16 protein-coding genes, 1 tRNA gene and 1 other RNA gene are annotated in these 19956 nt (G+C 54.6%); 8 read left to right on the forward strand and 10 right to left on the reverse strand.

The annotated features are described in order from the left end of the window. Positions 1-128 precede the first annotated feature (128 nt). Complete coding sequence (gene cspD / locus ACLJRH_RS15715) at positions 129-350, reverse strand: cold shock-like protein CspD (protein WP_000447499.1); 222 nt, start codon at positions 348-350, stop codon at positions 129-131. Between the two features lie 150 nt (positions 351-500). On the opposite strand from cspD, the gene ACLJRH_RS15720 reads away from it, so the two are divergent. From ACLJRH_RS15720 to clpA, 3 genes are all read left to right on the forward strand, one after another. Next, the gene (locus ACLJRH_RS15720; protein ID WP_212742690.1) at positions 501-578 is read left to right on the forward strand and encodes a hypothetical protein; all 78 of its coding nucleotides are present in this window, start codon (positions 501-503) and stop codon (positions 576-578) included. A 95-nt stretch (positions 579-673) separates the two neighbouring features. Next, a complete protein-coding gene (clpS, locus tag ACLJRH_RS15725) occupies positions 674-994 on the forward strand; it encodes an ATP-dependent Clp protease adapter ClpS (RefSeq protein ID WP_000520789.1) in 321 nt (106 codons plus the stop codon). 30 nt (positions 995-1024) lie between these two features. Continuing rightward, a complete protein-coding gene (clpA, locus tag ACLJRH_RS15730) occupies positions 1025-3301 on the forward strand; it encodes an ATP-dependent Clp protease ATP-binding subunit ClpA (RefSeq protein WP_000934064.1) in 2277 nt (758 codons plus the stop codon). Positions 3302-3490: 189 nt separating this feature from the next. Here the strand turns inward: clpA and ACLJRH_RS15735 are convergent. The 4 genes from ACLJRH_RS15735 to ACLJRH_RS15750 form a co-directional block, all read right to left on the reverse strand. Further along, a non-coding RNA gene (locus ACLJRH_RS15735) (RtT sRNA) lies at positions 3491-3626 on the reverse strand. A gap of 48 nt (positions 3627-3674) precedes the next feature. Then, positions 3675-3762, reverse strand: a tRNA-Ser gene (locus ACLJRH_RS15740). A gap of 148 nt (positions 3763-3910) precedes the next feature. Next, a complete protein-coding gene (locus ACLJRH_RS15745) occupies positions 3911-4588 on the reverse strand; it encodes a hydrolase (RefSeq protein ID WP_000097893.1) in 678 nt (225 codons plus the stop codon). Positions 4589-4607: 19 nt separating this feature from the next. Further along, the gene (locus ACLJRH_RS15750) at positions 4608-5468 is read right to left on the reverse strand and encodes a pirin family protein (RefSeq protein ID WP_000809969.1); all 861 of its coding nucleotides are present in this window, start codon (positions 5466-5468) and stop codon (positions 4608-4610) included. A 108-nt stretch (positions 5469-5576) separates the two neighbouring features. Between ACLJRH_RS15750 and ACLJRH_RS15755 the strand changes: the two genes are divergently transcribed. Continuing rightward, positions 5577-6488 carry a LysR family transcriptional regulator gene (locus ACLJRH_RS15755; protein ID WP_000597928.1) on the forward strand — a complete coding sequence of 304 codons (912 nt, stop codon included), beginning with the start codon at positions 5577-5579 and terminating at the stop codon, positions 6486-6488. 90 nt (positions 6489-6578) lie between these two features. Here the strand turns inward: ACLJRH_RS15755 and infA are convergent, their stop codons facing one another. The 5 genes from infA to trxB form a co-directional block, all read right to left on the reverse strand. Continuing rightward, positions 6579-6797, reverse strand: a complete 219-nt coding sequence (infA, locus tag ACLJRH_RS15760; RefSeq protein WP_001040187.1) for a translation initiation factor IF-1 — start codon at positions 6795-6797, stop codon at positions 6579-6581. A gap of 311 nt (positions 6798-7108) precedes the next feature. Further along, positions 7109-7813, reverse strand: coding sequence for a leucyl/phenylalanyl-tRNA--protein transferase (gene aat, locus ACLJRH_RS15765; RefSeq protein ID WP_001643604.1), 705 nt, complete (start codon positions 7811-7813; stop codon positions 7109-7111). Positions 7814-7857: 44 nt separating this feature from the next. After that, entirely contained in the window at positions 7858-9579 is a 1722-nt protein-coding gene (gene cydC, locus ACLJRH_RS15770; protein WP_023136921.1) for a heme ABC transporter ATP-binding protein/permease CydC, read from the reverse strand. After that, a complete protein-coding gene (gene cydD / locus ACLJRH_RS15775; protein WP_001044531.1) occupies positions 9580-11346 on the reverse strand; it encodes a heme ABC transporter permease/ATP-binding protein CydD in 1767 nt (588 codons plus the stop codon). 114 nt (positions 11347-11460) lie between these two features. Further along, positions 11461-12429: a thioredoxin-disulfide reductase gene (gene trxB, locus ACLJRH_RS15780; RefSeq protein ID WP_000537406.1), complete on the reverse strand. Its 969-nt coding sequence runs from the start codon at positions 12427-12429 to the stop codon at positions 11461-11463. A gap of 546 nt (positions 12430-12975) precedes the next feature. Here trxB and lrp point away from each other — a divergent pair. The 4 genes from lrp (at position 12976) to rarA (ending at position 19701) form a co-directional block, all read left to right on the forward strand. Beyond that, positions 12976-13470 carry a leucine-responsive transcriptional regulator Lrp gene (lrp, locus tag ACLJRH_RS15785; RefSeq protein WP_000228469.1) on the forward strand — a complete coding sequence of 165 codons (495 nt, stop codon included), beginning with the start codon at positions 12976-12978 and terminating at the stop codon, positions 13468-13470. A gap of 134 nt (positions 13471-13604) precedes the next feature. Further along, positions 13605-17594 (forward strand): DNA translocase FtsK, encoded by a 3990-nt coding sequence (gene ftsK, locus ACLJRH_RS15790; protein ID WP_023892274.1) that lies wholly within the window; start codon positions 13605-13607, stop codon positions 17592-17594. 142 nt (positions 17595-17736) lie between these two features. Further along, on the forward strand, positions 17737-18348 hold the full coding sequence (lolA, locus tag ACLJRH_RS15795) for an outer membrane lipoprotein chaperone LolA (RefSeq protein ID WP_001519746.1): 612 nt from the start codon (positions 17737-17739) through the stop codon (positions 18346-18348). A 9-nt stretch (positions 18349-18357) separates the two neighbouring features. Further along, entirely contained in the window at positions 18358-19701 is a 1344-nt protein-coding gene (gene rarA / locus ACLJRH_RS15800) for a replication-associated recombination protein RarA (RefSeq protein ID WP_000067787.1), read from the forward strand. Positions 19702-19956 lie beyond the last annotated feature (255 nt).

Below are 19956 nucleotides of genomic sequence, written 5' to 3' on the forward strand. Positions count from 1 at the left end.
CTTGCTGACGTCATTTGTCGGCCTGATAAGATGTAACAGTGTCGCTATCAGGAACTGGCGTTAAATAAAAATGCCAGCCGATCGGGCTGGCATTTTGCCTCCTGGATGTACACAATGAGACAGAGGAGCTATGCAACGGCCTCTGCTTCGATGGGCACGATGACGCTGGCGTGATTGCCTTTTGGCCCCTGGTGTACATCAAACCGGACAGACTGTCCGGCTTTAAGCGTTCTGTAACCATCCATTTGAATGGTGGAATAATGGGCGAAAATATCCTCGCCGCCGCCTTCAGGGCAGATGAAACCAAACCCTTTGGCATTATTGAACCACTTTACAGTACCCGTTTCCATGCTTCGACATCCTTCGTAAATCTTATATAAGTAAGATGGAATGAACCGGTGACGGAGTGGGGGCTGTTCAAAACCTCACCAACTCTCGACATTACAATTTAGAGAAATCAGGCGAGGCGTCAAGCATCAGGCAGGGGGGATCGGGTAAAAATGAATCAAAAATTTGAAGCAGTTAACGCTATTGCCGGGAATGTGACAGATGTCGCGGATGGTACTGATAGATGTTAGTTATCTATCAATTGAGGTAGATTGATTGTGTGCATAGACTCTGGTCAGCGGCAGATTTTCCTGCCGACAACCGTAACCGATAATGACGACTGACGATGGGTAAGACGAACGATTGGCTGGATTTTGACCAGCTGGTGGAAGATAGCGTGCGCGACGCGCTAAAACCGCCATCTATGTATAAAGTGATATTAGTCAATGATGATTACACTCCGATGGAGTTTGTTATTGACGTGTTACAAAAATTCTTTTCTTATGATGTAGAACGTGCAACGCAATTGATGCTTGCGGTTCACTATCAAGGCAAAGCCATCTGCGGCGTGTTCACCGCCGAGGTGGCGGAAACCAAAGTGGCGATGGTGAACAAGTATGCAAGGGAGAACGAGCATCCGTTGCTGTGTACGCTGGAAAAAGCCTGAATGCAGGTATAAAAATTGGGGGAGGTGCCTATGCTCAATCAAGAACTGGAACTCAGTTTAAACATGGCTTTCGCCAGAGCGCGCGAGCACCGTCATGAGTTTATGACCGTCGAGCATCTGTTGCTGGCGCTGCTCAGCAACCCATCGGCTCGCGAAGCGCTGGAAGCATGCTCCGTGGATCTGGTGGCGCTCCGTCAGGAACTCGAAGCCTTCATTGAACAAACCACACCCGTACTGCCTGCCAGTGAAGAAGAGCGTGATACGCAGCCGACGTTAAGTTTCCAGCGTGTCCTGCAACGTGCCGTCTTCCACGTTCAGTCTTCCGGGCGTAGTGAAGTGACTGGCGCGAATGTGCTGGTGGCTATCTTTAGCGAACAGGAATCACAGGCGGCTTATCTGCTGCGCAAGCATGAAGTGAGCCGTCTGGATATCGTGAACTTTATTTCTCACGGGACGCGAAAAGACGAACCGAGCCAATCTTCCGATCTCGGCAATCAGCCAACTGGCGACGAACAAGCTGGTGGGGAGGAACGTATGGAAAACTTCACGACGAATCTTAACCAACTTGCTCGTGTGGGCGGCATCGATCCGCTGATTGGTCGTGAAAAAGAATTGGAACGCGCGATCCAGGTCTTGTGTCGTCGCCGTAAAAATAACCCGCTGCTGGTGGGGGAATCCGGCGTTGGCAAAACGGCGATTGCCGAAGGGCTGGCCTGGCGTATCGTGCAGGGCGATGTGCCGGAAGTGATGGCCGATTGCACCATTTACTCGCTGGATATCGGTTCGCTGCTGGCGGGCACCAAATACCGCGGCGATTTTGAAAAACGGTTTAAGGCGTTGCTGAAACAGCTTGAGCAGGATACCAACAGCATCCTGTTTATCGATGAAATCCATACCATTATCGGCGCTGGCGCGGCGTCGGGCGGACAGGTGGATGCGGCAAATCTGATTAAACCGCTGCTTTCCAGCGGCAAGATCCGGGTGATCGGCTCAACGACCTATCAGGAGTTCAGCAATATTTTTGAGAAAGACCGCGCATTAGCGCGCCGTTTCCAGAAAATTGATATTACCGAGCCTTCGGTAGAAGAGACGGTGCAAATTATCAACGGCTTGAAACCTAAGTACGAAGCGCACCACGACGTGCGTTATACCGCGAAAGCGGTGCGTGCGGCGGTCGAGCTGGCGGTAAAATATATCAATGACCGCCATCTGCCGGATAAAGCCATTGACGTGATTGACGAAGCGGGCGCGCGGGCGCGTCTGATGCCGGTGAGCAAACGTAAGAAAACGGTCAACGTGGCGGATATTGAGTCCGTAGTGGCGCGAATTGCGCGAATTCCTGAAAAGAGCGTCTCGCAGAGCGATCGCGATACGCTGAAGAACCTGGGCGATCGTCTGAAAATGCTGGTCTTCGGCCAGGATAACGCGATTGAGGCGCTGACCGAAGCTATTAAGATGAGTCGTGCGGGTCTGGGCCATGAGCATAAACCTGTCGGCTCATTCTTGTTCGCCGGGCCAACTGGCGTAGGGAAAACTGAAGTTACGGTACAGCTTTCAAAAGCGTTGGGTATTGAGCTGTTGCGCTTCGATATGTCCGAATATATGGAGCGTCATACGGTGAGCCGTTTGATCGGCGCGCCTCCGGGATACGTCGGTTTCGACCAGGGTGGGCTGCTGACGGATGCGGTGATTAAGCATCCTCATGCGGTGCTGTTGCTGGATGAGATCGAAAAAGCGCACCCGGATGTCTTTAACCTGCTGCTGCAGGTGATGGATAACGGTACGCTGACCGATAACAACGGCCGTAAGGCGGATTTCCGCAACGTGGTGCTGGTGATGACCACCAACGCCGGCGTGCGAGAAACCGAACGTAAATCTATTGGTCTTATTCATCAGGACAACAGTACCGATGCGATGGGCGAGATCAAGAAAGTGTTTACGCCGGAGTTCCGTAACCGTCTCGACAACATTATTTGGTTCGATCATCTGTCTGGCGAGGTGATTCATCAGGTTGTCGATAAGTTTATCGTCGAGTTGCAGGCCCAGTTGGATCAGAAAGGCGTCTCCCTGGAAGTCAGTCAGGAAGCGCGCGACTGGCTGGCGGAAAAGGGCTATGACCGGGCGATGGGCGCACGACCGATGGCGCGTGTGATTCAGGATAACCTGAAAAAACCGCTGGCCAATGAGTTGCTGTTTGGATCGCTGGTTGACGGCGGACAGGTCACCGTCGCGCTGGATAAAGAGAAAAATGCGTTGACGTATGGCTTCCAGAGTGCGCAAAAGCACAAGCCGGAAGCCGCGCATTAATCTTCGTTTCACTGCCGTACAAACCGGGCCTTAGCGCCCGGTTTTTTTACGCCGGCTAATAGTTAGCCTGATGGCGTTGTGCTCGCGGTAGGCGGACAAGGCGCTTGTAAATTGCGTCATCATCCGGTAATCGACGGGGGTTTAATGCGAAAAAAAGCCCGTACTTTCATACGAGCTCTTTCTTGAATATGGCGGTGAGGGGGGGATTGACTCGCTGCGCTCGCCCTTCGGGCAGTCTCCTCGCAGGCTCGTCGTCTGTCCAACTGGCTGCGCCAGTTGTCGAACCCCGGTCGGTGGTTCTCATCCCCCCTTGGTTTGGGGGATACATATAAGCAAAAAGCCCGTACTTCTGTACAGGCTCTCAACTTAAATATGGCGGTGAGGGGGGGATTCGAACCCCCGATACGTTGCCGTATACACACTTTCCAGGCGTGCTCCTTCAGCCACTCGGACACCTCACCATATTGTATTGCTGCCTGACCGCTTGGGGGGCAACGGGGCGCTACTATAGGGAGTTGCGCTAAAACGGTCAAGCAGAATTTACATATTCACTGTCGTTTGCTCATGCAATAGACATAATCCCCGCCCAAACTGGCGCGGGGGGGCAAATTAGCGCTGTGAATCCAACATTTCGTTGTTTTTCACCACATCCTGCGCTTTGCTGTAGCTTTCGATCAGCAGTTGATAGGCCGGGAATACCTGAGTATAAACGTCGGCCCACGCGGCGGCGTCTTCACGGTTCCAGGTGCCTTGCAGCTCAGAGGCGACCGCGGCAGTATCCATCGGTACGACGCCAGCCTGTACGATACGCGCCAGGGTGATCTCCTGCGCCATCTTACTGTAGGTACCGGATGCGTCGATCACGGCAAATACCTTATAACCTTCCGCTACCGCGCTAATGGCCGGGAATGCCATGCACACGCTGGTAATCGTCCCGGCAATGATCAGCGTCTTACGACCCGTCGCTTTTACCGCCTTAACGAAATCTTCGTTATCCCAGGCGTTAATTTCACCTTTGCGCGCAATGTACTGCGCATGTGGCGCATTAGCGTGGATCTCCGGGATCAGCGGGCCGTTCGGACCTTGCGGTACGGATGCCGTGGTAATGACCGGCATTTTCGCTAACGTCGCCATCTTCGCCAACGCCGCGGCGCGAGCGCGTAATTCCGGCATTGGCATATCGCCTACGGTCTGGAAAAGACCGCTTTGATGATCGATTAAAAGCATTACGGAATCGTTAACATCAATTACCGGGCGCAAACCATTAAAATTAGCAGGACTTGACATCGTGTTCTCCTTCATGTTTTCAGATTTGGCCAAAACGGCCGGAGTTGAAATCGCGGACTGCTTCTGCGATCTCTTGTTTCGTGTTCATAACAAATGGGCCGTAACCCACAATCGGTTCATTCAGCGGCTCGCCTGATAACAGCAATACGCTGGCGTCGCTGCTGGCCTCAAGGTGCAGCGTTTTCCCTTGCTGGCTCAATACCACCAGTTGCGCTTCGTTGACCGGCGTCGTGCCGTTCACCGTGATATTGCCTTTCAGTACCACCAGCGCGGTGCTCCATCCTTCCGGCTGTGCCAATGTAAGCTGGCGATTGCGTTGCAGGCGCATATCCCAGACATTGAGCGGCGAGAAAGTGTGCGCTGGGCCTTTTGTCTCTTCATAACGCCCTGCGATGACCCGCACGACTCCGGCGTCATCCGGCAACGTAACGGTCGGGATAACATCGTGGGTAATGCTTTGATAACCCGGGGTGGTCATTTTGTCCTTCATGGGAAGGTTAACCCACAACTGCACCATTTCCAGTTCGCCGCCCCGACGGGTAAACGCGTCGGAATGGAACTCTTCATGCAAAATGCCTGCGCCTGCGGTCATCCACTGAACGTCGCCCGGGCCGATAACGCCGCCGCGACCGGTAGAGTCCCGATGCTCGACTTCGCCACTATAAACAATCGTCACGGTCTCGAAACCGCGGTGTGGATGCTCCCCAACGCCGCGTTTTTCATTACCCGGCGTAAATGTGTGCGGCCCGGCATAATCCAGCAGCAGGAAGGGACTCAACTGCTGCGCATGTGACTGATAAGAAAAGAGTGAACGAACCGGAAATCCATCGCCAACCCAGTGCGGGCGAGGTGCGGTATAGACGCCTGTAATCTGTTTCATGGTGTTCTCCTCAGTGGCGTTGTCTTGATGTGAATAAGCTTATATTCATGACAAAAGGTTCGGTAGTGGCTAAAATGGCTCATACCGTTCCATTAATAGGACAATGTAATGATAAAAACGGATCTCAATGATTTTGCGTGGTTTGTGCATGTGGTCGAAGAGGGTGGGTTTGCCGCGGCGGGGCGTGCGCTTGATGAACCAAAATCAAAACTGAGCCGGCGTATTGCGCAACTGGAGGAACGGCTGGGCGTGCGATTGATTCAGCGAACTACCCGGCAGTTTAACGTTACCGAAGTGGGACAAACATTCTATGAGCACTGTAAAGCGATGCTGGTGGAAGCTCAGGCGGCGCAGGATGCCATTGCCGCATTGCAGGTAGAGCCTCGCGGTATCGTGAAGCTGACCTGCCCGGTGACGCTGCTGCATGTACACATCGGCCCAATGCTGGCGAAATTTATGGCGCGTTATCCTGATGTTTCGCTACAGCTTGAAGCGACCAATCGTCGGGTGGACGTCGTAGGGGAGGGGGTGGATGTGGCGATTCGCGTCAGGCCGCGCCCGTTTGAAGATAGCGACTTGGTGATGCGCGTCCTGGCTGACAGAGGGCATCGCCTGTTTGCCAGCCCGGATCTTATCGCACGGATGGGAATCCCTTCCGCGCCGGCGGAGTTGAGTCATTGGCCAGGGCTAAGTCTTGCATCCGGCAAGCATATCCACCGCTGGGAACTTTACGGCCCGCAGGGCGCGCGTGCGGAAGTCCATTTTACCCCGCGTATGATTACTACAGACATGTTGGCGCTACGCGAGGCGGCGATGGCGGGCGTGGGGCTTGTGCAGTTACCTGTCTTAATGGTGAAAGAACAACTGGCCGCCGGTGAACTGGTCGCGGTGCTGGAAGAGTGGGAGCCCCGGCGGGAGGTTATTCATGCTGTGTTCCCATCCCGGCGAGGATTATTACCTTCCGTACGCGCGTTGGTCGATTTTTTGACGGAAGAGTATGCGCGCATGGTGGAAGAGTAACCTGCTCGTCATTCATCGACTTAATGGACGCAAAAAAGGCCGGTTAAACCGACCTTTTATCCAGCCGCCCTTCAGGGCGTGAGGAGACAATTAGCGACTACGGAAGACAATGCGGCCTTTGCTCAGGTCGTACGGGGTCAGCTCAACGGTCACTTTGTCGCCCGTCAGGATGCGGATGTAGTTCTTACGCATTTTACCGGAGATGTGTGCAGTAACCACGTGACCGTTTTCTAACTCTACGCGGAACATGGTATTAGGTAACGTTTCGAGAACGGTACCTTGCATTTCAATATTGTCTTCTTTGGCCATCTAATCCTCTGGGGTATCACTACCATAATTTGAACCGGCAAGATAATGCCGAACTTCTTTTGATAAGTAAAGATTTGTGCGTTTAAAACACAGCAAACCAGGTTTAGCACATGATTCCGCGACACACGACAACGCCGCGTTATACACCTTTTCCCTGATACTACCGCCTGATGTATCGACATAAGCGCAACATATAAGGGAACGGTGAAATAAACGATGGGCGTTACCTGACAACGGGCTGCGGGATAATATGCTAAACCAATTCTGCGGAAGCAATTATAACACCCCAATAAAAAATGTGCCGAAAACATTCACTTCCGGGGCAAAAATAATGTCCGCGGCACCCAAAAACGGGAGGCCAGCGGCTGTTGGCGTAAGGCCGCGAGGTGATCGAGGTAGTCACGACGTGGAATTTCAATGGCGCCGAGCGAGGCGGTATGACTATTAAGTACCTGACAATCAATAAGTTTACCGCCGTGACAGATAAATTCAGCGCAAAAAACCAGCAGTGCGGTTTTAGAGGCATTCTCCTGGCGGCTAAACATCGATTCGCCGCAAAACAGCGCCCCCTGCGAGACGCCATACATCCCGCCGACCAGTTCTTGATCGCGCCACACTTCAATGGAGTGCGCGTGGCCCAATTCATGTAATCGGCGATAGGCTTCCTCAATACCACGCGTTATCCAGGTGCCTTCGTCACGGTGATTGGCGCATCCATCAATGACCCGATCGAAAGCGTAATTGAGCGTCACGCGGTAAGGGGATGCGTTGTGAAAGCGCTTCATGCTGCGACTGAGGTGAAACTTTTCAGGCCACAGCACGGCGCGCGGATCGGGCGACCACCACAGAATCGGGTCGCCCGGCGAAAACCACGGGAAAATCCCGTGCTGGTAGGCCATTAACAACCGGGCAGGGCTGAGATCGCCGCCCAGCGCCAGTAAACCGTTAGGCTCGCGTAAAGCGCCTTCCGGCGAAGGGAAGGCGATAGAATGTCGGGAAAGCTGAACCAGACGCATGACGGCGAAACTCCAGTACGCAAGTCGGATCGTTCAATAATAGCTTACAGACGTTGTTTAAACTGATAATAGCGCCCTTGTCCGGCTAACAATTCTGCATGAGTGCCTCGCTCAATGATGCGCCCGTCGTCCATTACGATGATTTGATCAAAACGGGCCAGGCCGCGCAAACGGTGAGTCACCATCAGGACGGTTTTCTCGCGCATCACATCGGCAAGTAATTCCAGCATTTCGCTCTCGGTGGTCGCATCCAGCCCCTCAGTGGGCTCATCCAACAGCATTAACGGGGCATCGTGCAACAGCGCGCGGGCGATGGCCAGGCGACGAAGTTCGCCGCCGGACAGCAGACGACCGCCTTCGCCAAGCCAGCTATTAAGCCCACTATCTTCGAGCAGATTTTCGAGGCCGACGCGACGCAGCATGTCGGAAAGGGCTTCGTCGCTGGCATTGGGCGCCGCCAGTAATAAATTATCACGCAGCGTGGCGCTGAACAGGTGGACACGCTGCGGCACCATGCTGATAGTCCGGCGTAAGGCGGATTCGCTCAGCGAGGATAGCGGAAGATCGTTGAGCAGAATTTCGCCTTGTTGCGGGTCCCAGGCGCGGGTGAGTAGCTGCAACAGCGTTGATTTTCCGCAGCCGGTACGCCCCAGAATAGCGACATGCTCGCCAGGATTAGCCTGTAATGAGAGGGCATTGAGCGCATTAATCGGCTGGTCGGGATAACGAAACGAAACGTCCCGCAGGGTGAGTGTGACCTTTTCCGGCGCGGGAGTTTCTGCCTGCGGAAAGGTCACCTCCGGTTTTTGCTCCGTTAATTCAGTGATACGAAGCGCAGAGGCGATAACCTGCCCCAGATGCTGGAATGCGCCGGTAACGGGCGCAAGCGCCTCGAAAGCCGCCAGCGCGCAGAAGACAAACAGCGCGATGAGCGCGCCGGGCTGCGTATTGCCGCCAACGCCGCCGGAGGCCATCCACAACATTAACATCACCGCCAGCGCGCCAATCAGCAGCATTAACGCCTGCGATAAGGCGGTTAGTTCAGACTGTCGGCGTTGGGCCTCATGCCATTGTAATTCGGTGGCTTCCATTTGCGCCCGATAGCGTTTGCTGGCGCCAAAAATGGTGAGTTCCGCCTGGCCCTGTAACCATGACGTGAGCTGTTGGCGATACTGACCTCGTAGATGCGTCAGATTTTGGCCGGTATTTTTGCCGGCGCGATAAAACACCGGCGGCATAATAAACAGCGTCAACAGCATAATGCCGCCCAGCGTGATCGCCAGCGTCACGTCGAGAACGCTAAGCCCCAGGGTGACAATCATAATCACTACAAAAGCGCCGACCAGCGGGGAGATGACGCGCAAATAGAGATGATCCAGCGTGTCGACGTCGGCAACGATGCGATTCAGCAGTTCACCTTGCTGATATCGCGCCAGACCCGCGGGGGAGAGCGGTAGAAGTTTGCTGAAGGTGTAAATACGCAGATGTTGCAGCACGCGGAACGTGGCGTCATGACTTACCAGACGTTCAAAATAACGACCGGCGGTACGGGTAATGGCCGCGCCGCGCACTCCGGCTGCCGGGAGCATATAGTTAAAACTGTAAATTCCCGCGAAGCCTGCGATAGCGGACGCGGACAGGAACCAGCCGGAAAGCGTCAGCAGCCCGATACTGGCAAGCAGGGTCAGGATTGCCAGCGCAATTCCCAGCGTTAGCATCCATTTGTGGCGTTTATAAAGCGTCAGATAAGGGAGTAGCGCGCGCATTTAAATATCCTCCTGACGGTGAGCCAATAACGTCGCAAAAGCGCCGTTGGCGGCGCTGAGTTCGGCATAACTGCCTTGTTCGACAATCGCGCCATCTTGCATAACCCAGATAGCGTCCCAGTCGGCGAGATCTTCCAACTGATGCGTCACCATTAATGTGGTCTGGCGTTTTGACGCCGCTTTTAACGCCTGCATGACGCGTTGCTCGCTGTGAGCGTCCAGGCTTGCCGCCGGTTCATCCAGCAGTAGCAGTTGACAGGGATTAAGTAGCGCACGGGCGACCGCTACACGCTGTGCCTGGCCGACGGAAAGTCTGCTGGCATGATTGCCGAGCGGGGTGTCTACTCCCTGCGGCAGCAGCGGTAAAAACTCGCTTACCCATGCGGCGTCAAGCGCGGCATAAAGTTCCTGCTCGCTGGCGTCCGGGCGCGCCAGTAATACATTTTCGCGTAGCGTCGCCGCAGGTAATTGCGGGTTTTGTCCGACCCAGGAGAGATGCTGGCGCCAGGATTCCGGCGAGAGATCGCGAAGCTCGACACCGTTAATACGCAAAGATCCCTGATAGGAGAGAAAACCGGATAATACATTCAACAGAGAGCTTTTACCGGAACCGCTGCGTCCTACCAGGACGGCGCGTTCTCCTGCCGCTAATGAGAAATTCAGCGGCCCGGCAAGCGTTTTGCCTTCTGGCGAGGTGATAATAAGATTGACTGCGTCAATGGTTACAGGTTCGTTTTCCGCCAGCTCAACTTCGCCGCGCGCCGGGTGGGCGAGGGGTGTTTCCAGAAATGTCTTCAGACTATCCGCCGCGCCAACCGCCTGCGCCTTAGCATGATAAAACGTGCCGAGGTCGCGTAACGGCTGGAAAAACTCCGGCGCGAGGATCAAAGCGAGGAACCCGGCGGCGAGCGTCACACCAGTACCGTAATGACCAAAGTTCAGCTCGCCCAGGTAAGAGAAGCCAAAATAAACGGCGACCAGCGCAATAGAAAGCGAGGTGAAAAACTCCAGCACGCCGGAAGATAAAAAGGCGAGGCGCAGTACTTCCATCGTGCGTTGACGAAAATCCTGCGATGCTGCGCGAATGTTCTCGGTTTCCGCTTCTCCACGACCGAAAATTCGCAGCGTTTCCATCCCGCGCAGACGGTCAAGAAAATGGCCGCTTAGCCGGGCAAGCGCCAGGAAATTGCGGCGGTTGGCGTCAGCCGCGCCCATTCCCACCATCGCCATAAATAGGGGAATGAGCGGGGCAGTGCCCAGCAGAATCAGCGCCGCCGCCCAATTTGACGGGAAAATCGCCGCCACGATTAAGAGCGGTACGCAAACGGCAAGCGCCATTTGCGGCAGATAGCGCGCATAATAGTCATGCATATCGTCAATCTGTTCCAACACCAGCGTCGCCCAGCTACCGGCGGGCTTGCCCTGAATCCAGGCAGGGCCGGCTTGCTGCAGACGATCCAACACCTGACGGCGGATCTCAAAGCGAATATGTTGTCCGGCATGAAAACCGACGCGCTCGCGCAACCACACCACCCAGGCGCGAAGGACAAAGACCAGTATCAGCAGGATAAAAGGGAGCAACAGCGCTTCCCGTGGAATGTTCTCCATGATCATATGTTGCAGGATACGCGCCATGATCCAGGCCTGAGCGACAATTAATACGCCACTCATGAATCCCAACAGGCGGGAAATATTCAACCACCGTTGGGAGATTACGCTTTGCTGTTTTAACCAGCGGGTCAGCTCTTTTTGACGGGTTTTATTCATTGCACGCTTAGCAGGTGAGTTATTAGAATTTCAGGCAGGGGCAATGTTACAACGACGCAAAAATAAAGGCGACTTATAGTCGCCTTTTTTACTTTTGTTACTGATTTGTAAAAACTATTTGCTCGCGTCGGCCAGACCATCGAGATAGCGTTCAGCATCCAGCGCCGCCATACAGCCCGTACCTGCAGAGGTGATCGCCTGACGGTAAATATGATCCATAACGTCACCCGCCGCGAATACGCCAGGGATGCTGGTTTGTGTGGCGTTGCCATGGGTGCCGGACTGAACTTTGATATAACCATTTTCCAGCTCAAGCTGGCCTTCGAAGAGCGCCGTGTTTGGGCTATGACCGATGGCTACGAAAAGTCCGGCGATATCCAGCGTCTCGATATTATCGCTCTGCTGCGTGTCGCGAAGACGCAGACCGGTGACGCCCATCTGATCGCCGGTCACTTCTTCCAGCGTCCGGTTGGTGTGCAGGATGATATTGCCATTTTCGACTTTATCCATCAGGCGCTTAATAAGGATTTTTTCAGCGCGGAAACCGTCACGGCGATGGATAAGATGCACTTCCGAAGCGATGTTGGACAGATAAAGCGCTTCTTCAACCGCGGTGTTGCCGCCGCCGATCACCGCCACTTTCTGGTTGCGGTAGAAGAAACCGTCGCAGGTTGCGCAGGCGGAAACGCCGCGCCCTTTAAAGGCTTCTTCCGATGGCAGCCCCAGATAGCGCGCGGAAGCGCCGGTCGCAATGATCAACGCATCGCAAGTGTACTCTGCGCTGTCACCTGTCAGACGGAACGGACGATTTTGCAGATCCACTTTGTTGATGTGATCAAAAATTATCTCGGTTTCAAATTTTGCCGCATGTTCATGCATGCGTTCCATCAGCAGCGGGCCGGTCAAATCGTTTGGATCGCCGGGCCAGTTTTCCACTTCCGTCGTGGTAGTCAGTTGACCGCCTTTTTCCATACCGGTAATAAGTACTGGCTGTAAATTTGCGCGCGCGGCATACACCGCCGCGGTATATCCCGCCGGTCCTGAGCCCAGAATAAGCAGCTTACTGTGTTTGGTCGTGCCCATGAGATCCCCATAGTTGTTGGCAGACAATGAGCAGAATTGTAGGGAATTTACAGACGTAAAAAAAGAGCATAACGATTTTGTTAACAATATGTGTAATAGCATGAACCGATGAACGACCGGGACAGCGACGTTATCATCACAAATTTTACTTGAAATCGGTAACTTATAAGGTGACGAAATGACAGTTTACCGCCCTCTCTAATGAATAACTGGCATGTTGTACTAAAAATCGATGTTTTGCTTTGACAATCACCTGCTGTTTTGCGAAAACATTCGAGGAAGAAAAAAACTGTGTTATGTATGTGCTGCATAATCATGCATGTAAATACCATGTTTACCGGGCTAGTGAAATCTACGCATGGCGTGGACAGACGCCATTCGTGATGTCGATAGCTGCCGCGAGGCAACGGTCTTCTCACCATAGACCAGGCATTGCGCGCCGTTAATCCCTCTGGGTTTCGGTCTATTGTGATGGGCAGCGACTCTGAACAGTGATGTGAGTAGAGTCAGGCAGGAGTAGGGAAGGAATACAGAGAGACAATAATAATGGTAGATAGCAAGAAGCGCCCTGGCAAAGATCTCGACCGTATCGATCGTAACATTCTTAATGAACTGCAAAAGGATGGGCGTATTTCCAACGTCGAGCTTTCTAAACGAGTAGGGCTTTCGCCGACACCTTGCCTTGAGCGTGTGCGTCGGCTGGAGCGACAGGGGTTTATCCAGGGCTATACGGCGCTGTTGAACCCGCATTATCTGGATGCGTCACTTCTGGTATTCGTTGAGATTACCTTAAATCGCGGCGCGCCGGATGTGTTTGAACAGTTTAATGCTGCCGTGCAAAAGCTTGAAGAGATTCAGGAGTGTCATTTGGTTTCCGGCGATTTCGACTACCTGTTGAAAACCCGTGTACCGGATATGTCAGCGTATCGAAAACTATTGGGAGAGACGTTGCTGCGCTTGCCAGGTGTGAACGACACCCGAACTTACGTAGTGATGGAAGAGGTAAAACAGAGTAATCGTCTGGTTATTAAGACACGCTAACACGGAACAGGTGCAAAATCGCCGTAGTTTGATTACACTCCTGTTAATCCATACAGCAACAGTGCCGGGGTAACCCGGTGCTGTTGTCCGTTTTAGCATCGGGCGGGAAAAGCCTGGAACCTGGAGAGCCTTTTTTGAGCCAGGAATATACTGAAGACAAAGACGTCACATTGACGAAGTTAAGCAGCGGGCGCCGACTTCTGGAAGCGTTGTTGATACTTATTGCCCTTTTTGCCGTCTGGCTGATGGCGGCCTTGTTGAGCTTTAACCCTTCGGACCCCAGTTGGTCGCAAACCGCCTGGCATGAACCCATCCATAATTTAGGCGGCGCGCCGGGCGCGTGGCTGGCCGATACACTGTTCTTTATTTTTGGCGTAATGGCCTACACCATCCCTGTCATTATTGTCGGCGGGTGTTGGTTTGCGTGGCGTCATCAGTCTACGGATGATTACATCGACTATTTTGCTGTGTCGCTACGCCTTATCGGCGTGCTGGCGCTGATTCTCACTTCCTGCGGTCTGGCGGCCATTAATGCCGACGATATCTGGTATTTCGCCTCCGGCGGCGTAATTGGCAGCCTGTTAAGCACCACGCTGCAGCCGTTGTTGCATAGTAGCGGCGGAACGATAATGCTTCTCTGTATTTGGGCTGCCGGGCTGACGCTCTTTACCGGTTGGTCCTGGGTTAGTATCGCCGAAAAATTAGGCGGCTGGTTGCTTAATATACTGACCTTCGCCAGCAACCGTACCCGGCGTGATGATACGTGGGTTGACGACGAAGAGTATGATGACGAATACGATGAAGAAACCGACGGCGTTCAGCGTGAATCTCGCCGGGCGCGTATTTTGCGCGGCGCGTTGGCGCGTCGTAAGCGACTGGCTGAAAAATTCAGCAATCCACGGGGCCGTCAGACCGATGCCGCGCTCTTTTCCGGCAAACGGATGGATGATGACGAGGACATTCAGTATAGCGCGCGCGGCGTCGCTGCCGATCCCGACGACGTTCTGTTTTCGGGCAACCGTGCGACGCAGCCGGAATATGATGAATATGATCCGCTGTTAAACGGCCATTCTGTTACCGAACCGGTTGCCGCCGCTGCGGCCGCAACTGCCGTCACCCAGACGTGGGCAGCGTCCGCCGATCCCATAATGCAAACGCCGCCCATGCCGGTGGCTGAGCCGGTTGTCGCGCAACCGACCGTGGAGTGGCAGCCCGTACCGGGGCCGCAAACCGGCGAGCCGGTTATCGCGCCTGCGCCGGAGGGGTATCAGCCGCATCCGCAATATGCTCAACCGCAGGAGGCGCAAAGTGCGCCGTGGCAGCAACCTGTGCCTGTCGCTTCCGCGCCGCAATACGCCGCGACGCCAGCGACCGCAGCAGAGTATGACTCTCTTGCGCCGCAGGAAACACAGCCGCAATGGCAGGCGCCGGATGCCGAACAACACTGGCAGCCGGAGCCGACCCATCAGCCGACGCCGGTTTATCAGCCGGAGCCGATAGCGGCTGAACCTTCCCACATGCCGCCGCCGGTTATCGAACAGCCGGTTGCCACCGAGCCTGAACCTGTCATAGAAGAGACCAGACCCGCCCGTCCTCCGCTTTACTATTTTGAAGAGGTGGAAGAGAAACGCGCCCGTGAGCGCGAACAACTGGCGGCATGGTATCAACCGATTCCGGAGCCGGTAAAAGAGAACGTGCCGGTCAAACCTACGGTATCTGTCGCGCCATCCATACCGCCAGTGGAAGCGGTAGCCGCCGCCGCGTCGCTTGACGCAGGTATTAAGAGTGGCGCTCTGGCAGCAGGCGCCGCGGCCGCTGCGCCTGCATTTGGTCTGGCTACCGGCGGCGCGCCGCGTCCGCAGGTGAAAGAGGGGATTGGTCCGCAACTGCCGCGTCCGAACCGCGTTCGCGTGCCGACCCGACGGGAACTGGCGTCGTACGGTATTAAGCTGCCGTCACAGAGGATTGCAGAAGAAAAAGCCCGCGAGGCGGAGCGCAATCAGTACGAGACGGGCGCGCAGCTAACCGATGAAGAAATAGATGCAATGCATCAGGACGAGTTAGCCCGTCAGTTTGCGCAGTCGCAGCAGCATCGTTATGGTGAGACGTATCAGCATGATACTCAACAGGCAGAAGATGACGATACCGCTGCGGAAGCTGAATTAGCCCGCCAGTTTGCCGCTTCGCAACAGCAGCGATATTCCGGCGAGCAACCCGCTGGCGCGCAGCCGTTCTCACTGGACGATCTGGATTTCTCGCCAATGAAAGTATTGGTTGATGAAGGCCCGCACGAACCGCTGTTCACGCCGGGTGTCATGCCCGAATCAACGCCTGTTCAGCAACCGGTAGCGCCGCAGCCGCAGTATCAGCAGCCGGTAGCGCCGCAACCGCAGTATCAGCAGCCGCAACAGCCGGTAGCGCCGCAGCCGCAGTATCAGCAGCCGCAGCAGCCGGTAGCGCCGCAGCCACAGTATCAGCAGCCGCAGCAACCGACAGCGCCGCAGCCGCAGTATCAGCAGCCGCAACAGCCGGTAGCGCCGCAACCGCAGTATCAGCAGCCGCAACAGCCGACAGCGCCGCAAGACAGCCTGATTCACCCGCTGTTGATGCGTAACGGCGACAGTCGTCCATTACAGCGTCCGACGACGCCGCTGCCTTCGTTAGATCTTCTGACGCCGCCGCCGAGCGAAGTTGAACCGGTAGATACCTTTGCGCTGGAGCAAATGGCGCGTCTGGTTGAAGCGCGTCTGGCGGATTTCCGCATTAAAGCTGATGTGGTGAACTATTCGCCAGGCCCGGTCATTACTCGCTTTGAACTGAATCTGGCCCCGGGCGTTAAAGCGGCGCGTATCTCCAACCTTTCCCGGGATCTGGCGCGCTCATTGTCAACGGTAGCCGTACGCGTTGTGGAGGTCATTCCAGGCAAACCTTACGTAGGGTTGGAATTGCCGAACAAGAAACGGCAAACCGTTTATCTGCGCGAAGTGTTGGATAACGCCAAATTCCGCGAGAATCCGTCGCCGCTTACCGTGGTGTTAGGTAAGGATATCGCGGGCGATCCGGTAGTGGCGGATCTGGCGAAAATGCCTCACCTGCTGGTGGCCGGTACGACCGGTTCCGGTAAGTCGGTCGGAGTTAACGCCATGATCCTCAGTATGCTGTATAAAGCGCAGCCGGAAGACGTTCGCTTTATCATGATCGACCCGAAAATGTTAGAACTCTCGGTCTATGAGGGTATACCGCATCTGCTGACAGAAGTTGTTACCGACATGAAAGACGCGGCTAACGCGTTACGCTGGAGCGTCAATGAGATGGAGCGTCGCTATAAGCTGATGTCCGCGCTCGGCGTGCGTAATCTGGCTGGGTATAACGAGAAAATCGCCGAAGCGGCCCGCATGGGGCGTCCGATTCCGGACCCGTACTGGAAGCCGGGCGACAGTATGGATGTTCAGCATCCGGTTCTGGAAAAACTGCCGTATATCGTGGTACTGGTTGATGAATTTGCCGACCTGATGATGACCGTCGGTAAAAAAGTTGAAGAGCTGATCGCGCGTCTGGCGCAGAAAGCGCGCGCCGCGGGGATTCACCTGGTACTGGCGACGCAGCGTCCGTCGGTCGATGTGATTACTGGTTTAATTAAAGCCAACATTCCAACCCGTATCGCTTTTACCGTATCCAGTAAGATCGACTCCCGCACCATTCTTGATCAGGGTGGCGCTGAGTCGCTATTGGGAATGGGGGACATGCTCTATTCCGGACCAAACTCCACCATGCCGGTACGTGTCCATGGGGCGTTTGTGCGTGACCAGGAAGTCCATGCGGTGGTGCAGGACTGGAAAGCGCGCGGTCGTCCGCAATATGTGGATGGCATTACCTCCGACAGCGAAAGCGAAGGTGGTGGTGGCGGTTTTGACGGCGGCGAAGAATTAGATGCGCTATTCGATCAGGCCGTTAATTTCGTCACCCAGAAGCGTAAAGCGTCCATTTCCGGCGTTCAGCGTCAGTTCCGCATCGGCTATAACCGTGCGGCGCGTATTATCGAACAGATGGAAGCGCAGGGTATTGTCAGCGCTCAGGGGCATAACGGTAATCGTGAAGTGCTGGCTCCGCCGCCTTTTGAGTAAACCTGTAAGCCGGATGGCGCTGTGCAGGCTGCCATCCGGCAACAAAATTCAGTATTTTCTTCTTTCCTCATGCTGATTTTTGGCCTGGAATAGAAAGCAAAAGGAGCTCCTGGTCGGGAGTGTCGAAACCTGAGGAATAATGATGAAAAAAATGGCAATCGCCTGTGCATTACTTTCAAGCGTTGTAGCCAGCAGCGTATGGGCTGACGCCGCCAGCTCTCTGAAAAGCCGTCTGGATAAAGTGAGCAGCTTTCATGCCACCTTTACTCAAAAAGTCACCGATGGCAGCGGTGCCGCGGTGCAGGAGGGACAGGGTGATTTATGGGTTAAGCGGCCAAATCTATTCAACTGGCATATGACGCAACCTGACGAGAGTATTCTGGTTTCTGACGGCAAAACGTTATGGTTCTATAACCCGTTTGTAGAACAGGCTACCGCCACGTGGTTGAAAGATGCCACCGGAAATACACCGTTTATGCTGATTGCCCGCAACCAGGCCAGCGACTGGCAGCAGTATAATATTAAGCAGGATGGCGATAATTTTGTGCTGACGCCGAAAGCCAGCAACGGCAATCTGAAACAGTTCACCATCAATGTGGGACGCGACGGGACTATCCACCAGTTTAGCGCCGTAGAACAAGACGATCAGCGTAGCGCCTATCAGCTAAAATCCCAGCAAAACGGCGCTGTTGATCCGTCAAAATTTACGTTTACTCCGCCGCAAGGGGTAACGATAGACGACCAACGTAAGTAGAGGCGATGAGTGAGCAATCTGTCGCTCGATTTTTCTGATAATACGTTTCAACCGCTGGCCGCGCGAATGCGGCCGGAAAATTTAGCGCAGTATATCGGCCAGCAGCATTTGCTGGCCGCAGGTAAGCCGTTGCCTCGCGCTATTGAGGCCGGGCATCTGCACTCCATGATTTTATGGGGGCCGCCAGGGACGGGGAAAACCACGCTCGCTGAAGTGATCGCCCGCTACGCCAGCGCCGATGTCGAGCGTATTTCCGCCGTCACTTCTGGGGTAAAAGAGATTCGCGAAGCTATCGAGCGCGCCCGCCAGAATCGTAATGCCGGTCGCCGTACCATCCTGTTTGTCGATGAAGTGCATCGCTTTAACAAAAGCCAGCAGGACGCCTTTTTACCGCATATCGAAGATGGCACTATCACCTTTATCGGCGCGACCACGGAAAATCCCTCTTTTGAGCTGAACTCGGCGCTATTGTCGCGAGCGCGGGTCTATTTGCTGAAATCGTTGACCACTGACGATATCGAGCAAGTACTGGACCAGGCGATGCAGGACAAAACGCGTGGTTACGGCGATCAGGATATCGTGTTACCGGATGAGACACGGCGAGCGATTGCTGAGCTGGTCAATGGCGACGCGCGGCGCGCCTTAAATACGCTGGAAATGATGGCTGATATGGCGGAGGCGGATGACAGCGGCAAACGCGTTTTATGGCCCGCCTTGTTGACCGAGATCGCCGGCGAACGCAGCGCGCGTTTTGATAACAAAGGCGATCGCTTCTACGATCTTATTTCCGCCTTACATAAATCAGTGCGCGGCAGCGCGCCGGATGCCGCCCTCTATTGGTATGCCCGTATCATTACCGCGGGAGGCGATCCGCTGTACGTGGCGCGTCGCTGCCTGGCGATTGCCTCGGAAGATGTGGGTAATGCCGATCCGCGCGCGATGCAGGTCGCCATTGCCGCGTGGGATTGTTTCACCCGCGTTGGTCCGGCTGAAGGCGAAAGGGCGATCGCGCAGGCTATCGTTTATCTCGCCTGCGCGCCGAAGAGCAACGCCGTCTATACCGCCTTTAAGGCTGCGCTGGCCGACGCGCGCGAACGTCCTGATTATGACGTTCCTGTCCATCTGCGTAATGCGCCAACCAAACTGATGAAAGAGATGGGCTATGGCCAGGAGTACCGCTATGCCCACGATGAGCCCAATGCCTATGCTGCGGGTGAAGTGTACTTCCCGCCGGAAATCGCGCAAACGCGCTATTATCATCCGACAAATCGTGGTCTGGAAGGCAAGATTGGCGAAAAGCTCGCCTGGCTGGCTGAACAGGATCAAAATAGCCCCACAAAACGCTACCGCTAGTGTAAACGTTGCGGTAAGGTTATCTCTAAATATGATGCTCCAGGTATCATGGCGTTGATGATGAACCTCGTTATGCCTGATAGCACGTTGCTTATGAGGTCCGCGGGTATAGCGCAATGGATGCGTTGTTGCTGTCGTCGGTCAGGTAAGGCGAAAACGTCGCTATTACGTAAACGTGGTTTACGTTCATCAATACAATCAGAGGCGATCATCAATTGATCGCGTTTCCTTTTATTATTCGATAAGCACAGGATA

Origin of the sequence: Salmonella sp. SAL04162, from assembly GCF_046551535.1 — a bacterium.
GTDB lineage: Bacteria > Pseudomonadota > Gammaproteobacteria > Enterobacterales > Enterobacteriaceae > Salmonella > Salmonella enterica.

Bases quoted from the DNA above. Each gene is read 5' to 3' on its own strand.
- cspD (WP_000447499.1), bottom strand. From the start codon at position 350: ATGGAAACGGGTACTGTAAAGTGGTTCAATAATGCCAAAGGGTTTGGT.
- ACLJRH_RS15720 (WP_212742690.1), top strand. From the start codon at position 501: ATGAATCAAAAATTTGAAGCAGTTAACGCTATTGCCGGGAATGTGACA.
- clpS (WP_000520789.1), top strand. From the start codon at position 674: ATGGGTAAGACGAACGATTGGCTGGATTTTGACCAGCTGGTGGAAGAT.
- clpA (WP_000934064.1), top strand. From the start codon at position 1,025: ATGCTCAATCAAGAACTGGAACTCAGTTTAAACATGGCTTTCGCCAGA.
- ACLJRH_RS15745 (WP_000097893.1), bottom strand. From the start codon at position 4,588: ATGTCAAGTCCTGCTAATTTTAATGGTTTGCGCCCGGTAATTGATGTT.
- ACLJRH_RS15750 (WP_000809969.1), bottom strand. From the start codon at position 5,468: ATGAAACAGATTACAGGCGTCTATACCGCACCTCGCCCGCACTGGGTT.
- ACLJRH_RS15755 (WP_000597928.1), top strand. From the start codon at position 5,577: ATGATAAAAACGGATCTCAATGATTTTGCGTGGTTTGTGCATGTGGTC.
- infA (WP_001040187.1), bottom strand. From the start codon at position 6,797: ATGGCCAAAGAAGACAATATTGAAATGCAAGGTACCGTTCTCGAAACG.
- aat (WP_001643604.1), bottom strand. From the start codon at position 7,813: ATGCGTCTGGTTCAGCTTTCCCGACATTCTATCGCCTTCCCTTCGCCG.
- cydC (WP_023136921.1), bottom strand. From the start codon at position 9,579: ATGCGCGCGCTACTCCCTTATCTGACGCTTTATAAACGCCACAAATGG.
- cydD (WP_001044531.1), bottom strand. From the start codon at position 11,346: ATGAATAAAACCCGTCAAAAAGAGCTGACCCGCTGGTTAAAACAGCAA.
- trxB (WP_000537406.1), bottom strand. From the start codon at position 12,429: ATGGGCACGACCAAACACAGTAAGCTGCTTATTCTGGGCTCAGGACCG.
- lrp (WP_000228469.1), top strand. From the start codon at position 12,976: ATGGTAGATAGCAAGAAGCGCCCTGGCAAAGATCTCGACCGTATCGAT.
- lolA (WP_001519746.1), top strand. From the start codon at position 17,737: ATGAAAAAAATGGCAATCGCCTGTGCATTACTTTCAAGCGTTGTAGCC.